The organism is Marinobacter sp. (genome assembly GCF_041690455.1).
Taxonomy (GTDB): Bacteria; Pseudomonadota; Gammaproteobacteria; order Pseudomonadales; family Oleiphilaceae; genus Marinobacter.
This window is the reverse complement of sequence record NZ_JAWLHI010000012.1, coordinates 24,102-41,943: the sequence shown is the minus strand read 5'-3', so window position 1 is coordinate 41,943 and position 17,842 is coordinate 24,102. Positions and strand designations below refer to the sequence as shown.

Annotated in this window: 15 protein-coding genes and 2 pseudogenes; 8 read left to right on the top strand and 9 right to left on the bottom strand. The window is 58.2% G+C overall.

Annotated features, from left to right (window positions below; all coding sequences use genetic code 11):
* Positions 1 to 498 precede the first annotated feature (498 nt).
* The 3 genes and pseudogenes from ACESMW_RS04510 to ACESMW_RS04500 form a co-directional block, all read right to left on the bottom strand.
* Positions 499 to 1,416, bottom strand: a pseudogene (locus ACESMW_RS04510) (thrombospondin type 3 repeat-containing protein); the annotation flags it as partial.
* A gap of 96 nt (positions 1,417 to 1,512) precedes the next feature.
* A pseudogene (locus tag ACESMW_RS04505) lies at positions 1,513 to 1,815 on the bottom strand (thrombospondin type 3 repeat-containing protein); the annotation flags it as partial.
* A 101-nt stretch (positions 1,816 to 1,916) separates the two neighbouring features.
* Positions 1,917 to 2,975 (bottom strand): OmpA family protein, encoded by a 1,059-nt coding sequence (locus tag ACESMW_RS04500; RefSeq protein ID WP_372985873.1) that lies wholly within the window; start codon positions 2,973 to 2,975, stop codon positions 1,917 to 1,919.
* A gap of 420 nt (positions 2,976 to 3,395) precedes the next feature.
* On the opposite strand from ACESMW_RS04500, the gene ACESMW_RS04495 reads away from it, so the two are divergent.
* The gene (locus ACESMW_RS04495) at positions 3,396 to 3,776 is read left to right on the top strand and encodes a DUF6316 family protein (protein WP_343811130.1); all 381 of its coding nucleotides are present in this window, start codon (positions 3,396 to 3,398) and stop codon (positions 3,774 to 3,776) included.
* Positions 3,777 to 3,784: 8 nt separating this feature from the next.
* On the opposite strand, the gene ACESMW_RS04490 is transcribed toward ACESMW_RS04495, so the two are convergent.
* From ACESMW_RS04490 to ACESMW_RS04475, 4 genes are all read right to left on the bottom strand, one after another.
* Positions 3,785 to 4,147 carry a DUF4870 family protein gene (locus ACESMW_RS04490; protein ID WP_092001321.1) on the bottom strand — a complete coding sequence of 121 codons (363 nt, stop codon included), beginning with the start codon at positions 4,145 to 4,147 and terminating at the stop codon, positions 3,785 to 3,787.
* A 154-nt stretch (positions 4,148 to 4,301) separates the two neighbouring features.
* Positions 4,302 to 6,341, bottom strand: coding sequence for a PhoX family protein (locus tag ACESMW_RS04485; RefSeq protein ID WP_372985872.1), 2,040 nt, complete (start codon positions 6,339 to 6,341; stop codon positions 4,302 to 4,304).
* 155 nt (positions 6,342 to 6,496) lie between these two features.
* On the bottom strand, positions 6,497 to 6,802 hold the full coding sequence (locus ACESMW_RS04480) for a hypothetical protein (RefSeq protein WP_372985871.1): 306 nt from the start codon (positions 6,800 to 6,802) through the stop codon (positions 6,497 to 6,499).
* Positions 6,803 to 6,892: 90 nt separating this feature from the next.
* Positions 6,893 to 7,150 carry a hypothetical protein gene (locus tag ACESMW_RS04475; RefSeq protein ID WP_092001332.1) on the bottom strand — a complete coding sequence of 86 codons (258 nt, stop codon included), beginning with the start codon at positions 7,148 to 7,150 and terminating at the stop codon, positions 6,893 to 6,895.
* A 200-nt stretch (positions 7,151 to 7,350) separates the two neighbouring features.
* On the opposite strand from ACESMW_RS04475, the gene ACESMW_RS04470 reads away from it, so the two are divergent.
* The gene (locus ACESMW_RS04470) at positions 7,351 to 8,619 is read left to right on the top strand and encodes an alkane 1-monooxygenase (protein ID WP_372985870.1); all 1,269 of its coding nucleotides are present in this window, start codon (positions 7,351 to 7,353) and stop codon (positions 8,617 to 8,619) included.
* A gap of 196 nt (positions 8,620 to 8,815) precedes the next feature.
* Here ACESMW_RS04470 and ACESMW_RS04465 read toward each other — a convergent pair whose 3' ends face one another.
* Positions 8,816 to 10,621, bottom strand: a complete 1,806-nt coding sequence (locus ACESMW_RS04465) for an acyl-CoA dehydrogenase (RefSeq protein ID WP_372985869.1) — start codon at positions 10,619 to 10,621, stop codon at positions 8,816 to 8,818.
* A gap of 169 nt (positions 10,622 to 10,790) precedes the next feature.
* Here ACESMW_RS04465 and ACESMW_RS04460 point away from each other — a divergent pair, with 169 nt between their 5' ends.
* The gene (locus tag ACESMW_RS04460) at positions 10,791 to 10,955 is read left to right on the top strand and encodes a hypothetical protein (RefSeq protein WP_372985868.1); all 165 of its coding nucleotides are present in this window, start codon (positions 10,791 to 10,793) and stop codon (positions 10,953 to 10,955) included.
* An 18-nt stretch (positions 10,956 to 10,973) separates the two neighbouring features.
* Here the strand turns inward: ACESMW_RS04460 and ACESMW_RS04455 are convergent, their stop codons facing one another.
* On the bottom strand, positions 10,974 to 11,993 hold the full coding sequence (locus ACESMW_RS04455; protein ID WP_372985867.1) for a CNNM domain-containing protein: 1,020 nt from the start codon (positions 11,991 to 11,993) through the stop codon (positions 10,974 to 10,976).
* A gap of 405 nt (positions 11,994 to 12,398) precedes the next feature.
* Between ACESMW_RS04455 and ACESMW_RS04450 the strand changes: the two genes are divergently transcribed.
* From ACESMW_RS04450 to ACESMW_RS04430, 5 genes are read left to right on the top strand one after another with little or no spacing between them, the layout of a single operon-like run.
* Positions 12,399 to 15,200, top strand: a complete 2,802-nt coding sequence (locus ACESMW_RS04450; protein WP_372985866.1) for a monovalent cation/H+ antiporter subunit A — start codon at positions 12,399 to 12,401, stop codon at positions 15,198 to 15,200.
* The gene (locus ACESMW_RS04445; RefSeq protein ID WP_372985865.1) at positions 15,200 to 15,571 is read left to right on the top strand and encodes a Na+/H+ antiporter subunit C; all 372 of its coding nucleotides are present in this window, start codon (positions 15,200 to 15,202) and stop codon (positions 15,569 to 15,571) included. Before ACESMW_RS04450 ends, ACESMW_RS04445 begins: the two co-directional genes overlap by 1 nt.
* Complete coding sequence (locus tag ACESMW_RS04440) at positions 15,568 to 17,085, top strand: monovalent cation/H+ antiporter subunit D (protein ID WP_372985864.1); 1,518 nt, start codon at positions 15,568 to 15,570, stop codon at positions 17,083 to 17,085. The genes ACESMW_RS04445 and ACESMW_RS04440 overlap by 4 nt, the downstream gene beginning before the upstream one ends.
* Positions 17,085 to 17,573, top strand: coding sequence for a Na+/H+ antiporter subunit E (locus ACESMW_RS04435; RefSeq protein WP_372985863.1), 489 nt, complete (start codon positions 17,085 to 17,087; stop codon positions 17,571 to 17,573). The genes ACESMW_RS04440 and ACESMW_RS04435 overlap by 1 nt, the downstream gene beginning before the upstream one ends.
* A complete protein-coding gene (locus ACESMW_RS04430; protein WP_372985862.1) occupies positions 17,570 to 17,839 on the top strand; it encodes a K+/H+ antiporter subunit F in 270 nt (89 codons plus the stop codon). Before ACESMW_RS04435 ends, ACESMW_RS04430 begins: the two co-directional genes overlap by 4 nt.
* Positions 17,840 to 17,842: the final 3 nt, after the last annotated feature.

Here is a 17,842-nt window from a genome sequence, read left to right as displayed (position 1 = left end):
GATTCAGACCAAATTCGCATATTTCACATGTTTTTATACTGACAGCAACCAGATGGTCTATAGTCAATCCAATGGATCCGATCCGACAGGGATGTGTCATTTCGTGTAGTTGTTTTCCGATCCCGAAGAAGGATTGAATATGCGAATCGACACAAAAGGGCAGCAGTTACACGCCCGGTGCTTTTCCGACTTACCCCCTGGCCAGCAAACGCTGGCGGGTGGAACTCCCGACTCCGCAAAGAAATCTTCCCACCGACATTCCGTTCAATCCTTCGTACCCTTCGCCAGGCTCGGGAGGTTGTCGTTATGAGTGGCATGACTGAAGGTAACGCTGTTGAGACCAGCCTTGTCCCAAGGCATCGACGTAAGCGGGTGATAATTGCGGTGCTGGTATTTGTCGCCGGGCTGGCTTCGGTTAGTTGGGTGGGGAGTCAAATCTAAAAAAAGGGCCGGCAAATTGCCGGCCCTGATTCGACTTTTCATGTGCTGCCAGTGGGTTTAAAGACCCTCTTTAGCTGCGCACACTGCCTGGACGTTGACCTCATTGAGCAGTGAGAGTAATGATGGGGCAAATTCCACTTCAACACTGTCAAACCGCTGCTCCGTCTGGAATACGAGGAACGAGGTGTCTGTCCCGCCCAAAAGCCCTGATGCCCCCAGAAGATCAAGATCCAGTGCTCCTGTTCCTGTGCTCTCCTCCTGAACGGCACCATCAAGAAGCGTCCGAACAATCAGTTGGCCGCCCAGAAGATCTGCCTGAAGCAACTGAGCACTTTCGTTGAAGGCCACACCAACCACGTTGCTCCCCGGGTAGGCAAAGCCGGTAGTCGTTGCCACACGAAGGGTCACCGTTGACAGTCCAAGCAAATCGGTATTCAGCATTGTGGCAAAGTTGGCCAGATCATCATCGACCACATTGCCCGGCTCTTCGACGTCGCAGACCAGACCCAGCCCGAGCAGGCATCCGGAAAGATCTTTGGATGCTGAAGCCTGAATATCGGTGTCGCTGGTCAACATGGGCGAATTCGCCTCACCAATATCGCAGGCATACTCGGCATCGTTGACGAGATCACACGCGTCACCAATTCCATCGCCGTCTGTGTCAGCCTGGTCCGGGTTAGGCACCAAGGGGCAATTGTCTTCAGGCTGCCCCAGGAAGTTCTCATCAGGTATGGTATCTCCGTCAGTATCATCGTCGCAGACATCACCAACCTCATCATTATCCAAGTCTTCTTGGTCAGGGTTCACGATGGCAGGACAGTTATCCGAGCTGTCGGGGATCCCATCTCCGTCTGTATCTGCAGAGGCATCACAAGCAGCCGGATCATTACCTATCACGTATGGACAAGCATCCTCATCATTGTTGAATCCGTCACCATCAATGTCATCGTCACAGGCATTACCGATGCCATCACCATCCTGGTCAGCCTGACTGCTGTTCGGTGTCAGTGGGCAGTTATCGCCACCCTCTGAAACCGGAATATCGGTGAATGTTCCATCACCATTATCCGTTTTGTCATCGACCCCGTCGCCATCGGCATCGGTATCGCAGGCATTGCCATACAGGTCACTGTCCTTATTGCCTTGGCCAGGATTCTTGACGAGGGGGCAGTTGTCCTCGCTATTGAGCACCCCGTCACTGTCCAGGTCGTTGGTGGTTACCTCTCCATCACAGGCATCATCGATGCCATCGGCATCGGCATCCACACCCGAGTTGGGAGTGTTAGGACAAGAGTCCTCATTATCCGGAATGCCATCCCCATCTGCGTCAAACACCTGGGAATCGCCACCGACGCTATTGTCCGGAACCACCATACTGTCAGACTTACACCCCGCCAGCGAAAGCAGCGCGGCAACCAGCAAAATCAAAGGCCAGTTATAGTTTTTGAAATTCATATTCAAACTCCCTCTACATCTCACTCGGAGACAACATTGAATTCAACGCGACGATTCCGTTCGCGGCCTTCCTCGGTGTCGTTGCTGCGAATCGGTTTGGATTCGCCATAGCCGACCGCGGTCAGCTGGTCAGGATCAACGCCAAGATCCAGCAGGTAGTCGCGCACAGAGTCCGCGCGCCGCTGGGACAGCTGCTGGTTGTAGGCTTCAGAACCCACGCTGTCGGTGTGGCCGGCCAGTTCCACTTTCAGGTCCGACTGGCCCTTGAGCGCGTCAGCGGCGGGAATGAGGATGTCCCGGGCGTTTGCGGTCAGGCGGTCCGAGTTGAACTCGAAAGTTACGCCCTGCAAGACCACGGACTGGGCTTTGTCCGTTTCAACACAGCCCACGGAGTTGACCTCAAGACCCTCGAGGGTATTCGGGCACTGGTCGACACCATCCACCACGCCGTCCTTGTCGGAGTCGGCGAAGTCTTTCTCGACAACCACGGGTTTCTCGATAACGGTGGTTTTCTCGACGATGCGGGTACGGGTGACGCCAATAGGTACCGTCACACCCAGGCTAAAATGCAGGTCCGAAAGACCATCGTCGTAGGAGTCGTAGACGTAGCGGGCATCGGCGCGCACCCGGAGACCGGACTGGGTGAAGGGGCTGCTGATGAGACCCAGGGCGGCGTTGGCGTATCCGCCAAATTCGCTCGCTGAGTTATTGGCCACGTCATTGCGCGAGACACCACCGCCGATAGAGCCGTAAGGCGTGAAGGAGTCGCTCTCCCACAGGCGGTAACTGAGGTCAGCTCCAAGACCCTGTTGATAGTAGTCAGCGCCACCGTTTACGCCGGTCTCAATGACACCGCTGTAGAACTGGGGCTCAACCCACCAGTGCTTGCCCATCCGGATACTGAACATGCCCCGCACCGCCGAGCCGTATTCATCGGTGCGGTCACTGTCAGGCTCAATGTAAGTGCCCAGCAGCGATACCTCGGTCTCGTGCTTGACCGTCTCAGCCTGGGCAACCTGCGCGGTCAGCGCGAGGCTGCTTGCGGCAATTACAGAGGTCAATGCTCGCCGTCTCATCATGCAACCACTCCTTTCTCTTGTAGGATTTTTCCTTGTGACCACACCCGTGATCGTTTTTCGACATTGGCAGTTTGGGCCAAATGGGCAAAACATTACTTGGCCTTAATCCGCATTGCCCTACGTCAAATTTACCAATTCAGAATTTCTGGAATGTTCTTTTTTGTGACGCGATCGTTATATCTTTAGAACCATACACTTACTTATGGGTGATGAGTTATCGATAGCAACCTCTCCCTTCAAAATGCCCGATTTTTTACAGGTTTTTACAAAAACAGCGCCTCTGAGCAGATTTTTGCCCCCGTTCTCCTATTGGCACTTAGACTTTTTTGTGAACTGCGTCACAAACCACTTCGAAAGCTGATATATTTTGCACCGGGCTACTTCGAGCACCGCGACGCATAGCAAGACGAGAGAACCAGAATGATCAGAAAGGGACTGAAGCGCCTGTCAAAACAGGCACGACAAAAGGAGAGGGTCGAGGGACTTGTAGAATCGGTGGCGGAAGATCCCGGTCATATCCAGGATGGACCGGTCAAGAGCAACCGGTTTCTGAAAACGCCCGCTGGCTGGTTTGTGAGAACACGCGAGGCCCGGGATCTGGGCCCCTTCGATTCAGAGGCAGAGGCCCGCGCTGCCCTGGATGATTATCTGAAGCGCCATGGCAACAAACATTCCCTGCGCCGCTACCAGCCATTGCAGCTCCACGGCATACAGATCCACGACGAAGAAACCTGCCAGAAACAGCACTGCGCACTCTGCGCCGAGATTCGCTATTGGGCCCGGTCAGGCCAGACCGGCTGATACTTGCGTCAGACCACCTTGCCTTCGTTCAGGGCCAGAGCGCCCTTCACAATCCGGTAGATGATCCAGATCGAGATGCCCAGCAGGATGAACCAGCCGATGATCAGGGGTGTGGTGACAATGCCGATCACCGTCCACAGCAAACCGATCCAGAAGGTCCGTATCTGCCAGCGAAAGTGACGCTCGATCCAGGTATTGCGGACATCATCCAGCTTTACATAGTTGATAATCACGCCCACCAGACCGGTGATCCCGCCCAGGAAGAACGAAAGTGCCTGAAGGATATAAACGGCCACAGCCAGGTTCCGCCCGGAGTCGGAGCGGCGCTGCATGGGGTCGTCGTTTGCGGGGATGTATTCCGGTTCGGGCAAGGTCACTACTCCTTACAATCGATTTTCGAGAAGTCTAACACAGCCTTTCCCGGGGCCGACCCGTGGTTTTCGCGGACTCGCACAATAAAAGAAAAGGCCGGCCCCGGTTGTCCGGGGCCGGCCTTTTAATGAGGTTATTACTGATTCTGATCTATCAGGCGCCAACAACACCGCCGTCGTCACGGGTAACGATGACGGTTGCGTCGCGAGGACGCGGATCGGAGGAATCCGGCCAGTTTCCGTCCGGGTGCTGGATATTGACGAACATGGTCTTCATGTCGGGAGTACCAGTCACACCGGTTACCTCACAACCGACGGGGCCGACGAAGAATCGCTTGATCTCACGTGTCTCCGGATTGGCAGCCAGCATCATGTTGTTCTGGTACGGTGCTGCATCTGAGCCGTCGGTCTGGATCCAGAGACGACCGTTGTAATCGAACCAGAGTCCGTCGGGGCTGTTGAAGATGTTGTCGTCGGTGAGAGAGACGATTACTTCATCATCAACAACGGTTTCCGTGCCCTGCTCGCCGGCGAACACGAAAATATCCCACTCGAAAGAAGTGGCGGTGTGATCATTACCTGCTTCCGCCCAACGGATGATATGACCTGTCCGGTTCTCCACGATCGGGTTGGCAGCGTTTACGCCATCGTAGCCTTCCTTGCCACGATTGGAGTTGTTGGTGAGGGTGAAATAGACTTCTCCGCTGTTCGGATCCACTGCGCCCCACTCAGGGCGGTCCATGGTGGTGGCACCGGCGATGTCCGCGGCCAGGCGAGTGTTCACCAGTACGTCAGCCTGATTCTCGAAGCCGTCAAACGGGATACCGCCTACAGCTCCATCGGTGACGGCCTGCGCCACTTTGGCTGCAAAATCAGCATCATTCAGATCCAGCGGCAACCATTCGCCAGTGCCGTCCTCGTTGAATCGGGCTACGTAGAGGGTGCCCTCATCCAGCAGATAGCCGCCGGCGGTTGCCGCGTAATAAGGCTTGGACGAAACAAACTTGTAGATGTATTCAAAACGGGAGTCGTCACCTGAGTAGCAGACCACCGGCTGGCCTTCTTTCGCCGGCGCAAAGATCACACCCTCGTGGCCAAACCGGCCCAGCGCTGTACGCTTCTGGGGAGCGCTCTCCGGAGTGAACGGGTCAATCTCGACCATGTAACCGAAGGTGTTGGCCTCATTCCGGTAGTCATCGGTCGCTGAACCTTCACCAGGCGTTACGTCAAAGCGCACGTATGCGTCGGCCTGGTTCTCGGCAAGCTCCCAATCATAGCGGGAGGTACCGTCAACACCATGACGAACCTGCTCGCGAGGACGTTCGGCAGCACTGGTCTTGAAGTAGCCATGCCAGTTTTCCTCGGCTGCGAGATAGGTGCCCCACGGAGTCGGCCCCATGGCACAGTTGTTAAGGGTGCCGCGGGTGCGATTGCCGTTCGGGCTGAACTTGGTGAACAGTTTGTGGTAACCGCGAGCAGGGCCACGGATTTCCATCTCCGTACCACCTGTGATGCGGCGGTTGAAGGGGCTACCGAATACGATATCCCAGGTTCCGTTGCTGTCCTGTTTGATATGAACAACGGAAACGCCATGAGCGGCAATTTCCTTGCGGACTTCATCAGTCGGGCGGTTGCCGTTGCTGTTATAGGTAGCACCGTTGGCGTGCAGAGCTCCCTGGTTGATGTACTCATGGTTCATCACCAACAGGCCTTCCGTAGAGCTGTTGCCGCCGGCCTTCAGATCGATCGGGAAGAAATGCACCCCGTCATGGTGCATACCCATTTGTTGTTCCTGATCAGCACCGGTGTTAGTGCCGTCCAGCTTGTATGCGGGATAGGAACCGGTGATCGGGGTGCCCCAGGGCAGGAAGGCCTGAGACGTGTAACCCTCAGGGACTTTGATCTCGTTGGCGGTTGAAACCGGTACCGCCTTGAAGCCCAGCTCGGTATTGGCGACATCCACATCGGGCGTATCACTTGTGTTGGTAGTGGAGCTACTGTCACTGTCACCACCACAACCCGCCAGTCCCAGTCCCATAACACTGGCCAGCGCGGCACCCACGGTGCCTTTCATAACGGTACGGCGCTGCATGCGGGCAGCCAGAACCTGGTGGAACGGGGTGTTTTCGGAATGGTTGACTACCGGCTCGTAGTTCGGGTCCAGGTAGTTCGGATCAAGATCGTGCTTCGCCATTTCTTGCCTCTCTCACAACGGTCAGGGGAAGTTGTTTTGGAGAGGTCAGTTTCGGCAAGAAATATGACAGAATCTGAGATGTTTGAAGACAAATTCGTGACCGTTCGTTGACAGTCACGCGCCAGCCTCCTTCGTGGGAGGCTGGCGCGTGAAAATCACTGCTGGGTCGCGTCGTCGTATCCCTCTTCGACCGCTTCCGCAGTTTCGTCTGCGGCATCTTTGGCTTCATCGCCGACTTCTTCGGCAGTGTCCTTGGTCTCTTCCCAGGCGCTGTCATTCTGGCCTGTGGCTTCGTCATAGGTGTCCTGGGCGGATTCGCCGGCCTCTTCGACCATATCACCGGCGTTGTCAGCAGCCTGTTCAAAGTCCACGCCCTGGTTGGCTTCCTCTTCCTCTGAGCTGCAGGCAACCAGGCCCACTGAAGTGGCCAGTGCCATAGCTACGAGCATTTGCTTTTTCATAACGTTCCCTCCGTTGAAGATCATTCGCAACGGGGAGGAGATTACGCCCATGGCCTCGGATAACACAATTACTAGGGCATTACCCTTTGGTTAGCAGCAACTTACGGTGGGAAACTTGCCATCGATAGTGATGACATGATCAACACCCACCATCTCGCCCCTGCCGAGAAGGATAAAGTCCTTGCCTGCGCGACTGAAAACGTCGCGAATAATATCGTGGGCAATACAGACCTGGCCGGCTCCATCCCGGTACACGACTTCCGCCATTCTGCCTGTGGTGAGGTATTCCCGGAGCATATCCTGAACGGACCAATGGGCGACGGCGCCCTGGGTATCTTGAGGTGTCATGGCTGAATCATCCCTGTCGCTCTGTTCGGCCGAGCTGATTGTTGTTGTTTGCACAAAGTTTGGTTCAGTTGTCGTGGATTCGCCACTCTCTCTTTGCTTGTCATTTCATGCCAACCCGGAAAAATTGTCCGACAATTCTTGAATTGCCCGATTGTCCGACATAAATTGGATCAAACAATGAACAAGACGGAGATCCGGATATGAATGCCAAGGTCAACGACGCGGTGCAAAAACATGAAGAGAAGAAAGCCTCCCAGCAGGACGGCAAAGACTGGAAAGATCCGAAGCGTTACCTGTGGCTCCTGGGCCCCGCCCTGCCCGGCATCGGACTGGCGGCCCTGACCGGGTATGCCATCGCACCGAAGAAACTGAAAGCCCTGGCCTGGACGGGTCCGGCGCTGGTACACGGGATCATTCCCGCCCTGGACCGGGCCATCGGTGAGGATCAGAGCAACCCGCCTGAATCCGCGGTCAAACCACTGGAGCAGGATAAGTACTACGATCGTATTGTGAAGGCGTTTATCCCGACCCAGTACGCTATGACCTTCATGGGTGCCTGGCTGGCCAGCCGGAAGAAGACCCCCATCGAGGACAAGATCGGGCTGACCCTGACGGTCGGTGCCATCAACGGCGTGGGCATCAACACGGCCCATGAGCTGGGGCACAAGTCCAACAAGCTGAACAAGATCCTGGCCATGGCTGCACTGGCGCCGACCGGTTACACCCACTTTGTGGTGGAGCACAATTTTGGCCATCACAAGCGGGTGGCCACACCGGAAGACCCGGCCAGCAGCCGCATGGGTGAGAGTTTCTGGAAGTTCCTGCCCCGTACGGTGATCGGGGGTATCAAGTCGTCAGTCAAAATCGAGAAGGCGCGCCTGGCTCGCAAGGGCAAGGGTTTCTGGAGTCTGGATAACGAGTTGCTGCAGGGCTGGGCGATGAGCGCCGGGTTCTTTGGTGCCACCACACTGGTGTGTGGCCCGCGGGCGGTTCCGTTCCTGGCGGCGCAGGCGGTGTATGGTGCCAGTCTGCTGGAGAGCGTGAATTACATCGAGCACTATGGTCTGCTACGGCAGAAGGACAAGAACGGCAAGTACGAGCGGACGAAGCCGGAGCACAGCTGGAACAGCAATCACGTTGTGACCAATCTGTTCCTGTATCAGCTGCAGCGGCATTCCGATCACCATGCCCATCCGACCCGGAGTTTCCAGGCGTTGCGCCACTTTGAGAAGGCGCCACAATTGCCGGGTGGCTATGCGTCGATGCTGTTGCCTGCTTACGTGCCGAACTGGTGGTACGAGGAGATGGACAAGCGGGTGATTGACCATTACGAGGGTGATCTGAGCAAGATCAACTGGGATCCGGATCGGAAGGAGGAGCTGATGGCCAGGTATGCGGATTATGCTGCGAGGGTGGCAGCCGAGGCCAAAGCACGGAGAGAGGCCTCAGCTTCAGATGAAGCCGCGTGAATATAGACTTGGGTGACGGCGGTCAGCTGGCCCCTTCTCCCGGGACACGCCGTGAATACGTCCCTGTAGGCTTGTGTGCAGCTTCCCTGCTGCACACAGTCCCGGGAGAAGGGGCCAGCCGCCCGCTCAGACCCGGGAGTTATCCTCCCTCGATATCTGCATCTCGTCTTTCCAGCAACTACTGACTTTCCTTCCCTCAGAACCACTCCGCCTTCATGTTCAGGCAGGTGTCATCCTGGTTGCGCAGCAGTACCAGGTCCTGGGCGACGGTGGGCAGTTCCCAGTGGAAGAAGTACTGGGCGGCCTGCAGCTTGCCGTTGTAGAAATTCTGTTCGTCTTCGCTGGCAGCGGATTCCAGAGCCTTCGCCGAGGCGTTGGCCTGGCGCAGCCACATCCAGGCCACGGTAATGTGGCCGAACAGGTGCAGGTAACAGGACGCGTTGGCCAGGACGTCGTCGGGGTTACCGCCGCCCATGAGGGATTTGCCCAGGCTCTGGGTGACTTTGACCGCCTGCTGCAGGGTTTCGCTCAGCGACAGGGCCCACTGTTGGCAGCGGTCGGTGGTGGCAGCTTCGAGGTCGGTCTGCATTTCCTGCATCAGCAGCTGGAGGCCGTGGCTCTGGTCCTGCCAGATTTTGCGGCCGAGCAGGTCCAGGGCCTGGATGCCGTTGGTGCCCTCGTGGATGGGGTTGAGGCGGTTATCCCGCCAGCACTGTTCCACCGGGTATTCCCGGGTGTAGCCGGCGCCGCCGTAGACCTGGATTGCCAGGTCGTTGGCTTTGGGGCCGTATTCGGACGGCCAGGCTTTCATGACCGGGGTCAGCAGGTCGAGCAGCTTGCCGGCTTCCAGGCGTTTCTGCTCGTCCGGGTGGGTGTTGTGGTCGTCCACCAGGCGGGCGCCATAGAGGCACAGGGCCAGGCCGCCTTCGCTGTAGGCTTTTTGCGCCAACAGCATTCGGCGTACATCGGCGTGTTCGATGATGGGCACCTGGGGGCTTTCCGGGTTCTTTTCGGAGGGTTTGCGGCCCTGCAGGCGGTCTTTGGCGTATTCGAGGCTGTGCATGTAGCCCCGGTAGCCGATGACCGCAGCGCCGAATCCCACACCCAGGCGGGCTTCGTTCATCATCTGGAACATGTATTTGAGGCCTTGGTGGGGCTCGCCGACCAGGTAACCATGGCAGGGGGCGTCATCGCCGAAGCTCAGGGCAGTGGAGGTGGTGCCTCTGTAGCCAAGCTTGTGGATCAGGCCGGCGAGGCTGACGCCGTTGCGTTCGCCCGGGCTGCCTTCGGCATCGACCCGGAACTTGGGCACGATGAACAGGGAGATGCCTTTCACCCCGGCCGGTGCGCCTTTGATTTTGGCCAGGACCATGTGGACGATGTTGTCGGTGATGGACTGCTCGCCGCCGGAGATGTAGATCTTGGCCCCTTTGATCAGGTAGTGGCCTTCGTCGGTCGGGCTGGCGGAGGTGCGGATGTCCGCGAGACTTGAGCCGGCGTGGGGCTCGGTCAGGGCCATGGTGCCCGAGAAGCGACCGGAGAGCATGTGGGGCAGATAGGTGGCTTTCTGCTGTTCGTTTCCGAAGATGCGGATCAGGTTGGCGGCCGCGGTGGTCAGGAACGGGTAGCCGGCAGTGCCAGGGTTGGCGGCCGTGAAGAAGCCGTTGCAGGCGGCCATGACGGATTCGGGCAGTTGCATGCCACCAAGCTCGTAGTCGTACCGGCCGGCGATGAAGCCGGCTTCGGCGTAGGCGTCAAAGGCCTGTTTGACCTGGTGCAGCATTTTGACCTGGCCGTCTTCGAAGCGGGGTTCGTCCTTGTCGGCGGCGCTGTTGTGGGTGGCGAACTGTTCGCGGGCCATCTTGTCGGCGGTTTCGATGACGGCGTCGAAGGTGTCTTTGTTGTGTTCGCTGAAGCGCTCGCGGGTGATCAGGGATTCGGTGTCGAGTACTTCGTAGAGCTGAAATGCCAGGTCTCGGCGGTCAATCAGGGTGTCGGTCATTCTGGGTCTCCTGTTTATTGCTGCCTAGATTCGCATAACCGGTGGTTGTGTTGGAACCCGCCTTGTAACACTGGCCCGTGTTATGCATCTAATCTGTGTAAAGGCCATCAGGCCCTGAAGAACGTAAAGATTATTGACACAGGGTGTTCACGTGGGGAGGTAGCATTCCATGAACGCACCAGCGAAGTCGGGTCGGGCGGATGTCCTCAGCCGGCTCTATGATATGAAACAGAAGCAACTCGCCCGGGCGCTGCAGCAAGGCAATCCCTTTCGCTGTCAGGTACTTGAAGCAGAAGCCGAGGCGATCTTCTCGGCGCTGAAGTCGATCCGCTGACGCCGGTTGGCGGATCCCTCAGGATCCCATTTTGCGCAGTCGCCGGCTCCAGCGCTGTTTGGCATACCGGCGAAGGTTGGAGACGTTGTCAGTTTCGTCCATGATCTCGGTGCCCAAAAGCGTCTCCAATATGTCCTCCAGCGTCACTATTCCCAGCCAGGTTCCCAGCTCGTCGTAAACGATGGCGATGTGTTGCCGCTCCCGCAGCATATCGGAGAACAGATATTCGATGTTGGTATTGCCCTTGACCCGCTTGATGGTTCGAAGGTGTTCCATCAGATCGGCATCATCCGGGAGTGAAATCAGGTCGGATCGGTGCAGGTAACCCAACGCTTCGCCTTCCTCGTCGATGACCGGGTAACGGGAGAACGGGGATTTACGCACCTGCTCCCGGAATTCCGGCACAGTCGTGTCCGGAGAGACGAATTTGCACACGGTCCGCGGCGTCATCACGCCACTGACCTTGATTTCATGGAAACGCAGTACGTTCTGGATGATCCGGCGCTCGTCTTCATCCAGGGCTTGCTGGTCCCGGCCAATCTCGGCCAGAGCGCTGATTTCACCACGGATGTCGGTATCGTCCTCACCGGCCGCAATCCGGCGGGTGATCATCTTGGACAACCAGATAAACGGCCTGAGCGACGTCATCATGAAGCCTAGCGTTGCCGGCAGTTTCGGCGCAATCACACGCCAGTACTTGGCACCAATAGTCTTTGGGATGATCTCGGACAATATGAGAATCGCAAGGGTCATGATGGCAGAGGCTGCAGCCAGCCAGGCCTCTCCGAAAACCACCGCCACCTGGGCACCGACACCCGTCGCACCGGCGGTATGGGCGATGGTGTTGAGCGTGAGTATGGCCGCAAGCGGATCGTCGATGTCGCTCTTGAGTTTCCTCAGCTTCAGGAAAAGCGCGTGGTTGTCCTTTTTCAGTGAGGCTATGTAGCTCGGTGTGATCGACAGCAAGGAAGCCTCGAGAATGGAGCAGAGAAAGGAAAAACCGATGGAGATAACCGCAAACGCGATCAGCAGTGTCATAGAGCCTCAGGCAAAAGATGCAGAACGGCCATTCTAGCGAGGCAGCCATTTTTGCAGCAACCTTTATTGACGGTCGAGATGGATCAATAGAATTGATTAATCACAATGTGACTTGACCTTGCCCTCCGGGCACGTATCATCAGTTTCCAAGTTTGACTGACGGAGCAACCAATGACCGAAAGGTCCTTCGGCTGCAAACAGACCATTCGCCCGCCTGTAACGGCTGATATCGCCCGCCACCGCGGTCGTCTGCCCTATTTCCCGGATCCGCCCTTCATCTGATCCCGGGCTTCCTGCGTATTCCTGCTGCCTTATAAGCCATGCAGGGTCCGCATCCGGAGGCTAGACTTCTGCACACACGCCTTTTTACATACGTAGAAGAAAAAAACCGATAACGAGGTTGCGATGTCGCTACCGCTGGTTGTTTTACTGCCTTTCCTGGGGGCGATTGCTGCGCCCCTGTTCGCCCAGGGGGGGCGAACGGCAATTGCCATTGCCTCTTCCGTTCCGGCCCTGATTGCACTGGCCGCCCTTTACCCGAACTGGCAGGTGTTAGCCGACGGTGGCTACGTTCTGTTCCACCAGGAGTGGCTGCCGGCCCTGGGCATCTCGCTCAGTTTTCGTCTGGACGGCCTGGCGCTGCTGTTTGCGTTGCTGATCCTGGTCATCGGGCTGCTGATCATCCTGTATGCCCGTTACTACCTGAAGCCGAAGGAAAACATCGCCAAGTTCTACGCGTTGTTGCTCTGCTTCAAGGGCTCGATGCTGGGCATCGTGATGTCCAGCAACCTCCTGCTGATGCTGATTTTCTGGGAGATCACCAGTCTGGTCTCGTTCCTGCTGATCAGTTACTGGACCCACAAGCAAGACGCCCGCCGCGGCGCCCGGATGGCTCTGGCGGTCACCGGGGGCGGTGGCCTGGCGCTGCTGGCCGGTATCCTGATCATCGGCAACATTGTCGGCAGTTTCGAGCTTGACGACGTTCTCGCCGCGGGCGACCAGATCAAGGCCCACGCCATGTATCCGGTCGCGCTGACGCTGGTGCTGCTCGGCGCCTTCACCAAGTCGGCCCAGTTCCCGTTCCACTTCTGGCTGCCTCACGCCATGCAGGCGCCGACACCGGTATCCGCCTATCTGCACTCGGCCACCATGGTAAAAGCTGGCGTGTTCCTGTTGGCCCGGCTGTACCCGGCGCTGGCGGGTACTGAGCAGTGGTTCTACATGGTGAGCTTCACCGGGATGGCGACCCTCCTGATCGGTGCTTACATCGCCATGTTCAAGCACGATCTCAAGGGTCTGCTGGCGTATTCCACCGTCAGCCACCTGGGCCTGATCACCCTGCTGTTCGGCATGGGCACGCAGCTGGCCGCCGTGGCCGCTGTCTTCCACGTGATCAACCACGCCACCTTCAAAGCCTCGCTGTTCATGGCGGCCGGCATCATCGACCATGAAACCGGCACCCGGGACATGCGCCGGATCAACGGGCTCTGGCGCTACATGCCGCACACCGCCACCCTGGCCATGGTGGCAGCCTCGTCGATGGCCGGTGTTCCCCTGCTGAACGGCTTCCTGAGCAAGGAAATGTTCTTTGCCGAGTCCCTGGAACTGAACCTGCCCGGGCTCTGGGCCTGGTTGCCGCCGATTGTGGCCACCCTGGCGGGTATCTTCGCGGTCGCCTATTCGGCGCGCTTCATCCACGACGTGTTCTTCAATGGCAAGCCGGTAGACCTGCCGGTGTATCCGCCCCATGAACCACCGCGTTACATGAAGATCCCGGTGGAAATCCTGGTGTTTGCCTGTGTCATGGTGGGTATGTTCCCGGCGATTTCTGTCGGACCGCTGCTTTATTCCGCGGCCTCTGCGACCCTCGGCGGTGATGTGCCGGACTACAAACTCGCCGTGGTTCACGGCCTGAACCTGCCGTTGCTGATGAGTTTTGTCGCCTTCTTCGGTGGCCTGCTGATGTATACCCAGCGCCAGCGCTTCTTCGATTTCCATGCCCGATTCAAGGAAATTGATGAAAAAGCGGTGTTCGAAGCAGTGGTGTCACGAATTGCGACTTTCTCCCACGACCTGACCGCCCGTATCGAGAACGGCTCCCTGCAACGCTACGCCTTGTTGTTGGTACTGAGCGTCATCGCCGTGGCTGCAGCGCCTCTGATGAATGTCGGCATCTTTGTCGGCGAGCTGGGGCTGAGTCCCGTTGACGTTCCCACCGCGGTCGCGGCGGGAGTACTGATTGTGTGTGCGCTGCTGACTGCCTTCCTGCACCGGGAGCGTTTCTATGCCCTGGTGTTGCTCAGTGTGGTGGGGCTGATCGTGGCGCTGGCCTTTGCCCGTTTCTCGGCGCCGGACCTGGCCATGACCCAGCTGTCCGTGGAGGTGGTCACCATCGTGCTGCTGATGCTGGCGCTCTTCTACATGCCATCCTGGACGCCACTGGAGAGCACTCGCGGCCAGCGTGGGCGGGATGCCGTGATTGCACTGGTTGCCGGCGTCGGTATGACCCTGGTCACCCTGGCGATGCTGACACAGCCTTTCAGTTCGATTTCCGACTTCTTCCTGGAGAACAGCAAAACCGGCGGTGGCGGCACCAACGTGGTGAACGTCATCCTGGTGGACTTCCGGGGCTTCGATACCCTGGGCGAGATCACGGTGCTGGCGATTGCCGCCCTCGGGATTTACGCCATGCTCAAGGATACCGCGCTGACGCCGCCTCCGGGCGATGGCATGGGCCATCCCTGGACCCGGGATGCCCATCCGATGATGCTCAAGCAGATTGCCCGGCCGATGCTGCCGCTGGCATTGATGATATCGGCGTTCATCTTCCTGCGAGGCCACAACCTTCCAGGCGGTGGTTTTATCGCCGGCCTGATTACCTCTGTGGCCCTGATCCTCCAGTACATCGCCAGCGGCATGGTCTGGACCCAGGAGCGGATCGGCATCAAGTATCACAATGTGATCGGTCTGGGCCTGCTGTTCGCGATCATTGCCGGCGCCGGCAGCCTGGCCTTCAGCTATCCGTTCCTGACCTCAACCTTTGACTACATCACCTGGCCGGTGGTGGGCAAGTTTGAAGTGGCCTCGGCTCTGGTGTTTGACCTCGGCGTCTACCTGACCGTTATCGGCGCCACGCTGCTTGCCCTGGTCAGCATTGGCCGGCTGTCACCCCACTCTGCCATCAAGCCCAAGAAGGAGGGTGCATAATGGAGCTTGTCTTCGCGCTGGTCATCGGCGCCCTGACCTCCTCGGGCGTATACCTGTTGCTGCGGGCCCGGACTTTCCCGGTGGTTGTCGGGCTGACTCTGGTCTCCTATGGCGTCAACCTGTTCCTGTTCTCCAGCGGACGGCTGGCGACCGGTGGCCAGCCCATCCTTGGCAGCACGGAAAACTATTCTGACCCCCTGCCCCAGGCACTGGTACTGACCGCTATCGTGATCGGCTTTGCCATGACGGCTTTTGTGGTTGTGCTATCACTGAGAAACCTCGCGGATAACGAGGACGACCATGTGGATGGCCGCCAGGGCGAACGACCGGAAAAACCGGAGCAGAAGAACGGGGAGGAACGCAGTCAATGAACCACTGGCTCATCGCTCCGATTCTGATTCCCCTGCTCGGTGGCGTCCTGCAGGCGTTCATGGGCTATGCCCCGATCAGCCTGCGGCGCACGCTGGCACTTGGCACCACAGTTCTCCTGCTGGTTTCCACCATCGTGCTGCTGGTGATGGCCAATGATGGCAGCTACCGCCTGTATGCGTTCGGCAACTGGCAGCCTCCGTTCGGTATTGTCCTGGTGCTGGACCGGCTGGCCGCATTGATGCTGGTCATGACGGCCGTTCTGGCCCTGTTCGCCCACCTGTTCTCCATTGGAGGGGCAGATGAAGGCAACCGGCAATTCCATGGCCTGTTCCTGTTCCAGCTGATGGGCCTGAACATCGCCTTCATGACCGGCGACCTGTTCAACCTGTTCGTGGCCTTCGAGGTGTTGCTGATCGCCTCCTACGGCCTGCTGATGCACGGCGGCGGCACCGCGAGAACCGTGCCGGGCCTGCATTACGTGGTGCTCAATCTGGTGGGTTCGGCCGTCTTCCTGATCAGTGTCGGCATGATCTACAGCGTTACCGGCACGCTCAACATGGCCGATCTGGCCATCCGGGTGCTGCTGCTCTCCGGTGAGGAACTGGAACTGGTCAAGGCCGGCGGCATGATGCTTCTGGTGGTGTTCGCCCTGAAGGCCGCCCTCCTGCCCCTGAGCTTCTGGCTGCCGAGAGCCTATGCCCGTGCCACTGCACCAGTGGCGGCTCTGTTTGCGGTCATGACCAAGGTCGGCATCTACGCGATCCTGCGGGTTTACCTGCTGATATTCGGCGACGATGCCGGGGCCCTGGCCAATCTGGGCATGGATTGGCTGTTCCCGCTGGCCCTGATCACCCTGATCATGGGCGTAGTGGGTGCCCTGGGTGCCCAGAGCCTGAAGACTCTGGTGGCCTGGCAGGTGATCATTTCAGTGGGCACCCTCTTGGCGCCAATTGCCCTGGGTTCCGAGGAAGGCATCTCCGCAGCGCTGTTCTATCTGCTCAACACCACCTGGACCGTCGGCGGGCTCTTCCTGGTAGCGGAATTGGTGGCCAGTCAGCGAGGCAGTGCGTTGGACAAGATCGTGACAGCACCACGTATGCGTAACCGCACAATGATCAGCGTTCTGTTCCTCGTTGGTGCAGTGGCGGCTGCCGGCCTGCCACCCCTGAGCGGTTTCTTTGCCAAGGTCCTGATCCTCAACTCGGTGACTTCCGGCCCCGAGATGGCATGGCTCTGGTCTGTGCTGATCATTGGTAGCTTCTTTACCATTATTGCCTACAGCCGTGCCGGCAGCATCGTCTTCTGGCGAACCGTTGACGGCCATATCGAGGAGCCGAAACCGCTCAAGGGTAACCTGCGGGCCGCCACCGGCGCCCTGGTTGGCCTGAGCCTGGTTATCGTTGCCTTTGCAGGCCCGATCAACGAATACACCGACGCGACCGCAGCACAGCTGCACAACCGCTCAGCCTACCTGGAAATCCTGCAGACTCCGATGGTCGGGGAGGAGAACTGATGCTTGACCGACTGAGTTTTCCCCAGCCCTGGCTCAGCCTGATCCTGTTTGTCACCTGGCAGTTCCTCAGTGACGGCATCAGTGGGGGCAGCCTGGTGCTCGGCCTGATCCTCGCATGGGGCATCCCGCAGATGACCCAGGGATTCTGGCCGGAGCCACCTGCATTTATGCGGTTCTGGCTGATGCCGAAATACCTGGCCCGGGTGCTCAAGGACATTATTATTGCCAGCTTCGAGGTTGCTGCATTGATCATCAGTCCACGCAAGCCGCGCCCTGCGTTCGTCTGCTACCCGCTGGAACTGGAGCATCCCCTGGCCATTTCCATTCTCGCCAGCACCATTTCCCTGACGCCAGGCACGGTCAGCGCCGACATCAGTGACGACCAGCGCCTGTTGCTGATTCACGCCCTGGACACCGAGGATGAACAGGAAGTGATCAGCACTATCCGAAAACGCTATGAACAGCCTCTGCTGGAGATGTTCAAATGATCACCATTACCCTCTACATCACCATCGCCATGGTCACCCTGGCCGCTCTGCTGAACGTGTATCGCCTGATCAAGGGGCCGGATGCCCCCGACCGCGTTTTGGCACTGGATACCCTCTACATCAATGCGATTGCCCTGATCATTCTCCTGGGCATTACCCTGGGCACCCGCATGTATCTTGAATCGGCCCTGCTGATCGCGGTGATGGGCTTTGTCGGTACCGTTGCCATGGCCAAGTACCTCAAGCGCGGCAGCGTGATCGAATAGGAG